Genomic DNA, 15,311 nt, shown 5'->3' on the forward strand with positions numbered 1-15,311 from the left:
GGAAGCCACTCTGTGGAGTTGGCTACCTTTTGTACCTTTAGAATAACACGAATTTTTAAAGTTGTCAAATCAGAGATTTGTAAAATAGATTTTTAAAGGAGGATATGAGTATGAAAAAGAAATTATTAGTGGCAGCAATGTCAGCAATGTTAGTGATTGGAACAGCAATAACTTCCTTTGCAGATACGTATGATCCGCAATACCCCTTAAAAGGCTATATGGAATCATGGTTTGTGACCAGTCCGGTTACTGGTGAAACTGCTTGGAAGAGTGACCCAGAGAATTTTTTCTACGAAGCCAATAGCCATATGCAATATGCTTTAGATCTTGCCATCAGAAACAGAGATCCTCTTTCTCTTAACAGCATAGGTGGCATTGATTTAGCAGTCATGGCAAAGCTTACAGATTATCCAGCTACAGGCTTGGAGGGTGTAGATCAGGAAAAATCAGAACGCATGACAACAGAAGTCCGAAACTTTTTAAATAGCTTTGACTGGAGAAATGCAACCGATTATGAAAAGGCAGTGCGTATTGCAAAAAGAATTACGCAGGCGGATTATTATGTTAGTAGTGATCAGTACGGGATGCAGGATGGGACCCAGTATGCGTATGGTTGTCTGGTAGAAGGAAAAGCAAGTTGCAGTGGATACGATTCCGCGGCAAGTATGTTAGCGGCCTGTGTTGGATTGCCTATAAGCAGTCTGGGTTCTGTAAACCATACTTATCCGGTTTTTTTAGTGGATGGCGTATGGTTAGCTTATGAACCAACCAGTAAAGATACTTACTTTACTGTAGCTGATGTGTATGAAAAAAATACACTTGGAAATTATCAACTTCTAGGAAAATACTGTGAAGGAACTAGCTATGAGATTCCAACAAGCGTGGAAGGAAAGTTTCCCGATATTACTTATGGTTATATTTACGGAGAACGAGCTGCGTTTATCAAATTTAAATAAGTATTGAATATTATAGAGAGAAGCTATCGGTTAATCATAATCGGTAGCTTTTTTTCTTTGCTCAAAACAGTGGGAGAAAAAATAAGGAGAATAGATGATCAGAAATTGGATAAATATTAAGAAACTAAATCGGAAAATTGCAGGATTACTTACTGCCATTCTGTTTTTAACACCCATATTTACGTATTTACCTCCAGATGTTTTTAATTCCTGGGGTTTTAGTTTAAAGTTTCTTAGTTCCGGACAGGCTGGACATCCGTATCTTATGGGAAGGGCTCCTGGTGATGATAGAGATAAATGGTTCTTATGTATGAACACAGGAGCCTCAGCCCATAGTAATTACGACTATTCCAAAGTTAATGCGGATATTGATTATAATAATGGAACTATTGAACAAAAAAGAATGTTCTGGGCCTATATTTTAGCATTTGGGAGTTATGATAGTAATACTGTTCGAGAGTCAAAGCTCAATCAATATTTTGGTTGGATTACTAAAGATGAAGCAAGAGATATCGCATGGACAAAAGGAAAAAGCAATGGCGGATCAGGCCAGGTAGAAAACATGGCAAATGACGGTTTTATGTCATTGGAAAACATTCCAGAAGGTTGCAAAAGCCCTAAGGATATCCTTGAGTTGGTCAGTAAATATAATTCCGAGAGCAAGGCTATGTATATTAATGATTTGAGAAGTGGCCCCGGACAGATAGATACAAAAAAGCTTTATGAATTAACTGGACTTACAGATTGGGAAACTTTTGTGAAATATTGCAAAATTGACGCTGTAACTCCCGGACTGGTAATTAACACGGATGGACAGAATCTTACCTGGAGCTTCCCTAACGCTCTAGCTGGACAAAAACCAACCGAAGCGGTTATGAAAATTAGTTACGATCCAAGTGTCTTTAGGGTATTGGAAGTTACAGGTAGCTTGGAATTTTTTCAATGTAATGTCCCAGGATCTCAGCAACTATACCGTGCAAAAGGAGATGTTAAAGAGAAAAACTGCGAATTTTACCTTACTACAAAATACAGTACAAATACACCTACTCCCACACCAGGGGATGGAGAAGTGTCCTTAAAGGTTTACCAACACAATGAAACCTTTAAATCCAATTATAAAGTTGATCTGGAAAAAAGGGATTATGAGACTGGAAATCCCTTACAGGGTTCTACCTGGCAGGTATTGGAGCAATTCGATGATAGCCAGTTAAGTGGTGATGAATCAGATGGCGGAATCATCGAAGATAACATGAGAGAAGACCCAACAACCTGGCAGGATTGGCTGGTATTTGATGATGACCTGGTAACAAATGCCAGTGGGCGAATCTCTCATAGAGATACCCGCTTTTATGATTTTAGCCACGCCTACTGTAATGGCCATCCACTTCCCACGGAACCGGAAATTGATGAATCGAATGGTGGCGAAGAAGGAGAAGGAAGCGAAGAAGCTGATGAAGCGGCAGAAGAGTATGAACGATTAATGGAGGAATGGCAAGGGGCAATAGACGAATGTGAAGCCCGTGCTGCGGCCAGTGGGGGAACCTTCCATCACTGGTTATGTAACAGTGAGGAAGAACCATCTGAAGAAGAGGCATTTGAAGCGTCAGGCTGTAAGGCTGCCAGAGATGATGCATATGAAACCTTTATCAATCTTGAGTATGATTACACGTTCAGAGAAACAAAGCCAAGGGATGGTTATATCATCCATGATCCGGGACATCCGGATGATGTTCCGATTGAGATCATCACAACGGCAGCTTCCGAAGCAGAAAGACCTAAAAAGTGGAAAAGTGCCAGTAATGCAGATATAAGAGTCACCGGGTACGTCCGAAACATGGCAAAGGGTAGTTCCGAGAACGCAGACATTGAGGGATTTGCTGGATCAGCCATGGGGAGTTTGACTAACAGGGAAGCCTTTGGACCAGAGGAAACCAGCCTGATAGATGAAAATAAACTTTTATTATCTGATAGCAGCGATAAGGTAGCAAGTCCTTCTACATATTCAGATGCTTCTGAGGAGAGCGGGGATCTAATCCTTAAAGAGACCTATGATCTTCCACTTGGAGAACGAATCATCAACAAATTGCTTAAGTTTATCGGCCTTCCTACTGCTTTTGTAGAAGAGAAGGAAATTACCGTGAAGCTTACCGCCAAGGATGATGAAGAATTATATGATGAGAAGTTTGATGTAGAAGAGAATGAGGAGGAATTCCCAGACGAGTATTTCGGTGATGATGAAACAGCCACTCCATCACAGGCCAAAAAGAACGTTATGAACCCTTCATTAAAATATCACCTGGCCACGGATTCCGAGACATCTCTTCCTCTAGAAGAAAGAGGAAGAATGCAAATCAACCTTTTGGCGGAAGATACTGACGAAGAGCCAGTTATGACAACAATGCTTAGTTTCAGCGTTCTTAGCAGAGCTTCCAGCAAGGCGTTCGAAGGAGGAGAAGAGGATAGTCAGCCGGAAGTAGACAAGGGACCCGGCAACAATACAGCTCATACCTTTAAAGTATATGATCATCGTGTACCAGGACAGGTCCATTTCAATAAGAGGGACATGGAATTAAAGGCAGGAGAGTCAGGAAACTATGATTCCTATGGAGATACTCAGGGAGATGCCACCTTAGAAGGCGCTGTATACGGTCTGTTTGCGGCAGATGATATTTACGGTCAGGACACGCAGCGGGATGAGAATGGAAATGTATCTTTCGGTATTGGAGTAGTATTTGATGCTAATGATCTTGTTGCAGTGGCAGCCACAGATAAAAATGGGGAAGGTTCCTTCTTAACGATAACGGAAAGACCTCATAGTGTCTACAATTACAAGGCCGGGAAAATTGAGTATACCGGAAAGAGCTATCCAGAAAACCTGTATGTTAAAGACAGTTATGAAAAGGCGCAGCCACAAGAAGAAAGGGGCCGCATCTATAAAGATAATAAGAGCATGAATGGAGATAGCTGGATCGGAAGACCTTTGCTTCTTGGCAATTATTATATCAAAGAGCTTTCCCGTTCCGAGGGATATGAACTTTCCATTACCGGAAAGGATATGGCGGTTACAAATGCAGAGAAAAGTACCCGTGAGTCCTATGGTGACACTGCTGATTCAAGGACGGCTCCGGTAGGGGCTGCCTGGATCACGAAACAGCTATATAATGCCGTTACCTTCCCGGAGGGGAATGCTGCTTATGGAAATAAGGAAAATTTACTTCTTTTTGAAACAAAATCAAAGGATGCTACCAATGGGTATAATGTAGTCCTTGATGGGATTCCGGAAGGTGCAGATATCTACTTAAATAACGTCACATTAAATCCGGTAGTGATCCAGCAAGTAGATGGAGGAAAGTGGGGTGATGCAAAGGAAGCACCTTTTTATCTGACCGCAGAATCAGACTCTGTTTATAAGCGTGATATCAATGGAAACATGATTGAGAAGCCAGGCGTTTCTGCAACCATCAAGGTTCCATACGAAGCTGCCGGAACTGAGGCAGATAAACTTCCCACGGAAGGAATGGCCACAGCCAGTGACCCGGCTAGGTTTACCAGTGCCTTTACGGATTCAGATAGCAACATGAAATATGTGAAAGCTGAGTTGGAGCAGATGATGCGTAATTCTCTCCATATGGAAACCCCGAAAGGTGATTATTATTCCACGATCAATGTCCCGGTCTATGATGAGAAACGGACAGCGAATGGAAAAATCGTCTATGGCAAACCGGAAATGGTTCTTGAAATTGAAAATGTCACAACAAATAAGTCTGTTATAGAGGCGATTTTAAATTATTACATCAACGAAAAAGTATTTACCTATGGCGGTCTTCAAAAAATAGAATACACCGCAGGGAAAGCCATCGTGACAATCGTTGTCGCCATGAACCCAGGAAGGACCTTACTGTATCAGACGAATTCCAGTGGTGATATCGTTGCTGCCTACTTAACAAAACTCAATACAACCTATGGAAGATATGTCATAAGAAAGTATACTGACAGCGAATTAAATGCCGCTAAAATGGGAAGTACAGGTAAATACATAATCAATGTAATGCCGGACTATGAAGTGGGCGATGATGGAATTCCAACAGATAAAACCATGTACCCAACGGATAGCGAGAGATATCTTCATTATACAACAGGAGAAACCCTTTATGATTACTGGTACCAAAGTGGTGGTACTTACGTAGGCCATGCGCCCGTAACCAGAAAAGTATGGGAGCCAAATTATAAAGATGTCATTGTAAATGAGGAGAATGTAAGCACTTCTAAAGTCACGAAAGTTGACTCCTTGGAAGAAGTGGCGAACCGGGTTGGCAGTACCTATTATTACTATGACAAGGTGGCAAAGCAGTACATCATTCATGTTGGCTCAAAAGACATGGACCTTACCGGAGTAAGATCAGGTAACTTTACTATCGCACTTAATAATGGAAAAACCGTTGTGAAGAGTGATGATATAAGCAGGATCGGATCAAATAATGTTTGGGGTTATGCGGCAGGAGGCAGCATATCTAATGCAGAATACGTAATCCGTGTTTCCGGAGCAGGAGCCGGGGTATCTGCTTCCCCGGAATTTGATTCGAACAAGACTTTCATTAAGAATCAACATTTGATTTGCAATGGATATCACGATCTGCTTGAGGACGGAAATACAAGAGAAACACCAACCCCTGTGTTGGAACGTATCATCAGACAGCAGATTAAGGTAACGAAGACCATTGATGAAAAATCATACGACAACACCAACTCCTATGCCGCAGCCCATGATGACTGGTTTACAAGAACCTTTGGAGGGCATCTTGAAAGGGATACGGTGGCTAAAAAAATGGACAACTTCCGCTTTAAGGTGTACTTGAAATCAAACCTGGAACGACTTTACCGTGACAACGATGGAACTATAATCTGGCAGGACAGGCTGGGAAATGAAATTAATGTACTTGACCAAAACGAGAAATTTCCGGCCCTGGTAAATAAAGTTTTCACAAAAGTGCAACACGTCACCTCTCCTTTATATAAGAACTCAGAGGACGCAATCGTAAGCAATAATACCTTGTACAGCAATACGAATGGATTTATTAACGGAAACCAGAATAACGGCTATACTTCCATACTGGAAACCATATCGGCAAAGACGGATGGCAGTGCTGGGGCAAGAATCGTTTCTATTTACAATTATGACAAGTTCTTCGATGCCATAAATGTGGCCAATGATAATAAGTGGGATCGTACAGACAGCGTGCCCTACCCCATCGGGCATAATGGCAGCACCTCCTTTAAGCCCTTTGCCTTAATAAAGAAGCTCCTGTTTGGAAGAAGCGGGGCGGAAACGGAGTATCCAGCGGTCCGCAATAATCCGGATATCAAGAACCATATTAATACATCGGATATAGCTGCGGATAATGCCCTGCGTTCCGATAACGTCCGCCAGTTTGCCATTACCTGGTATCTGGATGACGAAGTGGCAAAGCTGGTGAAAAAAAATCAGGATGGAGAAACGGAAAGCGCCACAGGTGGCAATGCTTATTCCGATGAAATTTATGACAAAGCCCTTTCAGAAGCTATCCGAAAGGCAGAAAACTATTTAAAACCTTTCTTTGCGTATGACCTTGACCGGATTTATTCCATTGAATGGGACAGTTCACAGGACGGTGGTGCAGATAAAGATCTCACAACACTTTCAGCGGATACCCTGTACGGAGGCGTTTCCGGAAGCAGCGACGGTTATTATTTCGCCACATCGAAATATCTGCCATACGGAACCTATGTGGTGGCAGAACAGCAGCCGAAATTCAGTAATCTGGGGGATTTAAAGAACAAGCATTACCAGATTGATAAGCCAAGAGAAGTCTCTCTCCCATCTGTATATGAGGATTATGATGGCTCCCAGGCTGCGCCGGAAGTGACTAATGATTATTACAATTATTCTGTCGGCATGACCCAGCCTGAGATGGAAAGCAAGTACAAGATCCGTTTCAATGAGGAGAGTATAAATGTAATCAGGGGCAGAAATGCGGATGGTGACTTTGAAGTTTATAAGTACGGCATGGACATTGACAACATCAGAAATGGCATGACGGGAACCGGATCAGGTGATTATTTTGCACTGAGCCAGAACGGATTCAAACCGTATAAGAATTACTACAATGAGCAGGACAACAGGAACAATGGAAATGTTCCATATTACCTGTCAGAGGGCTTAAGCGGAAGGGAAGCGGTATCAAAATACTACCGATACAGCTCCGTGGCAGAAAACAAAGGTACCGCAAATGATGTTCCATTCCCAGAAACCGTTACGGAGAGCAGTGGTGCTGGAATCCAGTATAAAGATAATGTAACAACCATGCAGGGCGTACAGATTGCTTATGATGGAAAATATGCTCCTATGCTTGTGCCGTGGACGATCGTGGCGCCTGACAACGCTGTTACAGAGGCTGCAGACAGCACCCTTTCCCCAAATGGAGAGAGTTCATACAAAGGCTTTGGGTATACGAAGTTTTGCAATAGCTTTTTTAAAGCAAAGCTGAGGATCGAAAAGCTGGATTCAGAGACCGGGGAGAACCTTCTCCATGACGGAGCTTTGTTTGCCCTTTATGCAGCCTCCAGGGAAGACGGGGAGAATACGGACGGCCTGGTGAAGTTTTATGAAACAGATACCCGGATCGAAGGATCAAAGGAATTTTTAGAAGCTATGGGAGCCAAAAATATTGCCTTGGAAGAAGATGCCTGGAAAGGAACTGTTCCGGCAGGAGCACCCATATGCAAGGAATCGGAACAGGTGATACTTACGGATCAGGAAGGAAGAAGGACAGGACAGTATGAAGCCTTTACAACCACCAGGGACGGCCTTATGCCCGATGAAGCGGGGCACGCTGAGGCTAAGGAAGAGGATTTAACAGAAAGTTCCTATCAGGATCAGAATACCGGATATTTAATTACTCCACAGCCTCTTGGAGCCGGGACCTATGTCCTTTGTGAAATTAAGCCCCCAGCCGGATATGTAAGGACAGAGCCAGTTGCAATTGAAATTTATTCCGACAGGATCACCTATTACCTGGATGGAAACCGGGATAACCGGGTGGCGGCAGCTATATATGACAGCGTGCCCCGTTCCATGGGGCAGGATCAGACAGGGGATGTGTCAGCAGCGGATATGGCCAGAATCTATGTAGGAAATACCCCGGTACGCTTGGAGGTTTCTAAAATTAAGGATTCCGCTCAAACTGTCACTTACAAAACCAACACCAGGTTGGAAGGAACAGAGTTGGAATTAAAACAGAAGTATGGAACAGAAAACCTGGAATTTTCCTACAAGAACGGAACTTATTTAGGCTATGCCTGGTACAAAGGCACCCTGGAATATTTAGAATCCAGAAAGGCTGCTGGAGAAGATTCAGAGCCAGTTTATGTAGATGGTGTATTTGCTGGTTATGGCCTGATATCCAGGCCATTAGACACCGCAGACGATAACAACCGCTACGTGGCCGGGGCAGAGCTGACCCTTTATGACGCTATAGAGGTCAAAGGAAACGGAGACAGCGGGGATATAGGCTATGACGGCGTGGAAGTCACGAGGGACCGGAACAACAACGTCCAGTCGATCAAAGTATTTAAGGGATACGCCGGGACAAGCATTGAATTTATCCGAGAGGAGGATGAGGAAGGAAGTTTAAATGGAGAGCCAGGGGAAGGAACCTGGACTTACCAAACGATAGAGCGAGGAGATACAGACATTCTATTTTATTCCCTTGGAGAGCTGAGGGTAACAGAAACAGGGGCGGACGGAAAGCTTTATGGCTATGACCGGAATGGGAATAAGGTACTTGCAAAAAACCAGGAATCCATCTATGTGCTGAAGGCCGGACAGCCTGTTTTTGAACTGACCGGTGGGGATTTAACTGCGGTGAAATATTCCGCAATGGACAAATGCTTTACCTTAAGCTCTGGAACCATCCTCTATCATCTTGGCAGCAGTGGAAACCGGGATTCATATATAAATCCGACCACCGGCATGGCCTATACCCGGTGTAACGGGGAAGATCCTGCCCAAGAAGGGGCAAAGATCCTGGTATGGCCGGTAAAGGTATCCAGAACGAAAACCGGAGCAGTCATTGCCAGGGAAAAAATCAAAACCTGGAGAATTGCTTCCATCAATGCCGATACAGATCAGGAATACATCACAGGGACCTATGATGGAAGTTTTTTTAACAAAAGCATGAATCCGGTACTGAATGGCCATGGCCTTCCGGAGTATTACCAGAGATCGACTGAAACCTATAAAAAGGGCGATCCGGTCTATGACATTGACGGGGATTACGTCCGCTACAAATACGATGACCTTCTTCCGGCCTATAACAATGCTGCTTACAAGATCAATGACAAGACCGGTATGGAAGATATCGGTAAAGAGGAGGACATCGCAGACGATATGAAGCTCTACCACCGTCAGGGCGAAGCCTGGATCATGGAAAACACCTGGATCACCGGTGAGAAGTACCCCAATGATCCATTTAGGTCGGATATGACCGTAGGCCAGGCTGATATGCTAAAGCGGGTGATCCCAGGAACCTACATCATGGAAGAGGTAAAAGTTCCATCCGGCTACACCAAGAGCTTTCCGGAGGGTGTTACCGTTACAGAAACCAGGAAGGTCCAAAAGTCCGTGATGGAAGATGAAAAGATCAAGGTGGAGATTGTAAAGACCGATGCGCCGGATCAATACCGGATAAATGTTATGAGTGATTATCAGGAAAGCCTTACTGTTACGGAGCCGAAAGGAGCTTACAGTTACGGCCAGGTTTCCGGGGCACATTTGGCACTCTACAAGGCGAAGCGGGTCTATACCACGGACAGTGTGACCTATCCAAAAGGGTACTATTTTGTAAAGACAGAAAGTACGCCAGCAGAGTGGACGGTAGAAAATACCGCTGACAATGCGCCGGTACAGATCGTGGCCGACTGGATCACAGATGGAACCCCGAAATACTTTGAGGGAATCCCTGCAGGGAACTATATCCTGGAGGAAATAGAGGCAGTCAGTGGCTATGTCCGCAGTTCCATGGAGCTTACGGTGAAAGCAACCGGAGAAGTACAAGCCATAAACTTAAAGAACGATCATACCAAGCTAGAGGTTTATAAGTACTACGAAGACAGCACTGGGAAAAAGATGCAGCTCCCAAACAGCCATGCAGCTAGTCTGGCCCTTTATGAAGCAAAGACGGATAGCAATGGAACTATCGTAATAGATGAAGGAAAGCCGGTCTATGATAAGGATAAGAAGATAATAGAATGGCTGACTGATGATTTGACTGAGTACACCCAGAAGTTTGAAAAAAGTACCGGCTTTATGGACCGTATAAAGGATTTTCTTGGCCTGTCAGAAAACCAGTCCAGCTTTATCACGGACTTTGAAGCAGCTTACCGGGAGAAAGGGGAAAGCCTTTCCTCCCTCACCTGGTACACGAAAGGCGGGGAACGGACGGCGGAGCGCAGGGAAATCCTTCAGACCGGAAAAGGAGAAGGGACAGTCCAGACCTGGATCACCGATGCTGGAAAAACAATCCGAATCACCACTTACCGGAATGTGAAAAATGGCTCTCTTGATTCGGACGGAAAACTCCCCCTGAATTTTGAATATCAGTTTAATTACACAGAATCAGGAGGAGTAAAGAGCTATGACACTTTAGAGGGAATGCACCGGATCGACTACTTGCCTCTTAACGCAGAGAAAGATGGGAAGAAGGTAGGAAATTACGTCCTGGTGGAAGAAAAGACACCGGATGGCTTTGAAACAGCCGATCCCAAAGCAATAGTTCTTGAAGAAACCGGAAGTGTGCAGAGGATCAGCCTGGAAAATGAGGAAAAGTACATCAACGTCTTGAAGGTGGTTTCAGACGGAGCCAATGAATATGCCGCAAAGGGAGCAGAACTTGCCCTATACCGGGCCGATGAAGCCGGGAACTTTGTGGAAGATGAAGCTTATCTAATTGAAACTTGGGATTCCGGATCGGATGGAAGATACACAGAAAATGACAGATTTAATGGAGACATCCCAGAGGGATTTGACCCAGGTGATTTAAAGCCTCACAGGATTGATAAAATCCCTTATGGAACCTATTATATCGCAGAGTTAAAACCTCCGGCCTACATGCAAAAAATAGAGCCGGTAAAGATCCTTGTAGGTGCAGAAAAGATTCTTTTTTACCGGGTCGTAAATACTCCAACTGTAGGAAAGCTGGAAATTATAAAGAAAGCTTCCGATACCGGGGAGGGGCTGGAAAACGCCCGGTTTAGGGTGATAAACAAGGATACCGGAGCTGTCTGGTACATGACAACCGGCACAGATGGAAAGGCAGAAATAACCGGACTTCCGGTAGGTCTGGTGCAAACAGACGGAACCATAAAACCTTATAACTACACCATAGAAGAAATTTCCCCACCGGATTTTTACCAGATCTCCGAAGGAATGAAGAAGTTCCAGTTTGACGGAAAAGGGATCGGAAAAGAAATAATTTATACCTGTGAAATTGAGAACCAACCAACAAAAATTCAATTTAAAAAGACAAACTTTGATAATGGAATGGCTGTGGAAGGTGCAGAAATTGCGGTATATCATGCGGTGGCTGTCAATGGACAGTACCAAAAGGATGGAGAGGCCATTGAGACTTTGATTTCCGGGCTAGACGGCTTTACCCTGACCAAGAAGCTGTCAGCCAACCGGGTATACATCATGGAAGAGCTAAAAGCTCCAGCCGGGTACGCCCTTTCAAAGCCGGTGATCTTTACTCTAAATAAAGCGGGATCTGGAATACGGAATGTTTCAAACAACTTTAGTGTCTTGAGTCTGGCAAGTGACAATGGGTTTATCGAAGCCCTTACCGTAACTGGACGGGTCCCTGTAAAGGTCTGCACCATATTAAAGGATTTGGACACAGGAAGCGAACTCCCTCCATTGATCGGATCGGGCAACAGCCGGATGGTGACAGCAGAGGACGGTATTATAGACGGCCACTTGTATGAGATCACCGAGTATACCAGGTATTCCGATGGCAGGACAGAGAAATCAATGAAGGAAATCAAAAGGATCTATTTTGATGAAGAAGGATCTTACTGTCTCCCTTCCAGGACCTATTTGGAAACCAGGCAGGAGCTGACTAATGCAGAGGGAAACATCCTTGCAAGTTGGACCGTCAATGAGGACAATCATGATTATACAATCAAAAATCCAGTAACCAGGGAAGATTCTATCGTGCAGATAACAAGCAGCATGGGAACGGATCACAGTGCAGTAAAAAACGGAAGCGTCATAAAATACACGGTTTCCTATACCAATCCTTACAACCATCCCACAGAGATCCGGGTCAAAGCGGTTCTTACAGATGGGCTTGAATATTTAAGATCCACAGATTACGGAGTAGAGCAAAACGGAACTGTCACCTGGAACCTTACAGATATCGCCGCCCATGAGAGCAGTACGGTAGACTTGGTGGCCGTGGTCAGAGGTGAAACGGGAACTCAGATAAATGCGTACTTTGAAACAAAGGTGGATGCAGTTACCAAACGTACAGTCCTGACAAATCCCATTGTCCCGGACGGATCTGCTGCCATCATAAATAAATTGACCGGAACCGGAATACCCGGTAGTACGGGGCACGCTGAGGATCAGGCAGACGAATTTGCTTTTCATGTAAGGCTTATGGACCCATCTGGTAAAATCTTAACCGGATACCAGGCATACAGCGGTTCATCGGAGGGCCGGATCAAGGGAGAAGGAAATATCACAATAACCGGTGATGGCTTTATTATCTTTGCTGGGCTGCCCTACGGAACCAGATATGAGATCGCACAGGAGAAAACAGACGGCTATGATACCGTTCTATACTCTACCGGGCAGACGGAAGAAGGAATGATAACTGGTGAGGTATCAAAGGCCACTCAGAGCGCAGTATTTAAAAACAACCGGAACGATGAAACGATCCGGGAGATCCTGACGGCAGGAGGAAGCTACCGGCTTACAGAAACCACAACCTACAGTGACGGAAGCAGTCTTACAAGCGGAATTTACCGTTTACAGCTAAATTCTTCCGGGATGGTTGATAACGTGGACATGGAGGACCGTCCAATACATTTATATTTTTCCAAGGTGGATGCAGAAACCGGAGAGGAGCTTGCGGGAGGCCGCTATAACCTGATTGATGGAGAGACAGGAACTGTCATCTATGAATTTACGAAGAAAGAAGGGAAGGTGGTATTGATACCGGCAGAGCTGATTGTTCCAGGGAAAGAATATATCGTCTTGGAAGAGCAGCCCCCAGTCGGATATTCCTTTGAGAAAGAGATCCGCTTTACAGCGGAGGAAAGCGGTATAGGGGAAACCATCATTATGCAGGATAGAAAAACAGAGATAAAGATTTTAAAAGCAGATGCAGAGACAGGGGAGCTTCTAACAGGAGGGTGTTTCTCTATCCGGGAAAAGGAAACCGGTACTGTCATTACGTCCTTTACGCCAGAAGGAAAACCATTCCTTATAAAAGGACTCCTGACAGCAGGAACCACCTATGAGCTGGTAGAGGAAGAGCCGCCGTCCGGATATGCCTATAGCGAGAATGTAACATTTACTGTTCCGAAAGAACCAGGAGTAATCACGGTAATTATGAAAGACAGGAAAACAGAGGTTTTGATAAAAAAACTCAACGGTTCTCTTTTAATTGGAACCCCATCGGATGCTGCCCGCCAGTTACCAGGATGTACGCTTCAAATATTAAACGAAGATAAAACCCCTGCAAGGGCCATCCGTGATGGAAATGGTTTAAAGGCTGGAGAAGAATTGATCTTTACCACAGGAATCCAGTTTGAGAAATTTAAAGGCCAGTTGGAAGCCGGGAAAAATTACTGGCTCCACGAAGTCAGCCCGGCGGACGGATACGCCTATACAGAAGATATCCCCTTTACCGTCAGCTTAAACGGAGACAGGGATACAGTAGTCATGATAGACGAACCAACCCATGTGATCCTTTCAAAAAAGGCTATAACCGGCAATGAGGAACTTCCAGGAAATTATATGGGCATAAAAGATAAGACAGGAAACATGGTGGAAGATTGGATATCTGGGGAACAGCCACATGAACTCATTGCAAAATTAAAAGCAGGAGAGTGCTATTGGTTTTGCGAAATCCTCCCTGCAGATGGATATTCTTATGCAAAAGATGTTCCATTTACTGTTAACCATGACGGAACGGTTGACATGGTTGAAATGAAAAATGAGGTTACTGAGATCCGCCTAAAGAAAGTGGATACATCCGGCCAACCTTTAAAAGGAGCTGTTTTACAGGTATTGGATCAGCAAAAAAATGTAGTCATTCCAGACTTTGAAACAACAGGTGTGGCCATTGATATTACTGGAAAATTAGCTGCAGGAAAAACTTATTACCTTCATGAAGTGAAGGCGCCGCCAGGATATTTCCTTTCTGCTGATATAGCATTTATAGTACCCAAGGGAACGGAGTTATTGGAAGTTACGATGATAGATCCAAAGAAGCAAAGTCCTGGATCAGATAAAATGTATCTCTATAAAGTGGATGCTGCAACAGGCCGGGGCATTGAGGGGGTGGAATTTTCCATTTACCGGCCTGACGGGAGTTTATACCTTACTGTAAACACAGAAAAGTATGGAATTGCAAAATTCCATATTCCGGCAGACGGAACCTATACTTACAAGGAAACAAAGGCGGCTCCCGGCTATCTTGCAACAGATCATACCTATTTCTTTACTATTAAAAACGGTGAGGTGTCAGAAAACAGTATAATATCGGTTATAAATTATCCTTCTTCGGAAGTTTTGATTCAAAAAGCAGATGTTGAAACCTGGGAAGGATTAGCCGGGGCAAAGCTGGAGGTCAGAAATGAAGCAGGAATGCCGGTATTTACCGGGATAACAGATGAGAGCGGTCAACTATTATTTCAGCCTTTACACACCGGAAAATATACTGTACATGAAATAAAAGCTCCGGAGGGATATATAAAGACTGATACTTACCTGACCATTCATGTAACGGATGCCGGAGCTGTAACAGGAGAATTAGTGATGTACAACCGCCGGTCACGTGGAAAGAAAAAGGGCATCATCACAGCGGCATATCAATCAGGCCTAAGTGGTCTGGGGATTATCAATCACAAGGGAATAGGATTCTGGGGCTGGCTGAGTAGGCTTCCGAAAACAGGAGACATAGGTTTAAGCGGAGGAGTGCTTTCAGGAATAGGTCTGGTTGTCATTGCGTCCGGCATTGCTATTGCAAGGAGAAAAAAAGATAAAAATCATGAAAAACATACTTAAGAAAAGTCTCGTTGCTATGTTTCTTG

The 15,311-nt window shown here is 44.2% G+C and carries 2 protein-coding genes; both read left to right on the top strand.

Features of this window, described 5'->3' with window-relative positions:
* The first annotated feature begins 110 nt into the window (after nt 1–110).
* Nucleotides 111–956, top strand: coding sequence for a hypothetical protein (locus ACYVD3_RS26195; protein WP_460645443.1), 846 nt, complete (start codon nt 111–113; stop codon nt 954–956).
* 310 nt (nt 957–1,266) lie between these two features.
* The gene (locus tag ACYVD3_RS26200) at nt 1,267–15,285 is read left to right on the top strand and encodes a SpaA isopeptide-forming pilin-related protein (protein WP_460645444.1); all 14,019 of its coding nucleotides are present in this window, start codon (nt 1,267–1,269) and stop codon (nt 15,283–15,285) included.
* Nucleotides 15,286–15,311: the final 26 nt, after the last annotated feature.

The organism is Lacrimispora brassicae (assembly GCF_054772055.1).

Excerpts from the sequence above, each read along its gene's own strand:
- ACYVD3_RS26195 (WP_460645443.1), top strand. The coding sequence starts at position 111 with ATGAAAAAGAAATTATTAGTGGCAGCAATGTCAGCAATGTTAGTGATT.
- ACYVD3_RS26200 (WP_460645444.1), top strand. The coding sequence starts at position 1,267 with ATGAACACAGGAGCCTCAGCCCATAGTAATTACGACTATTCCAAAGTT.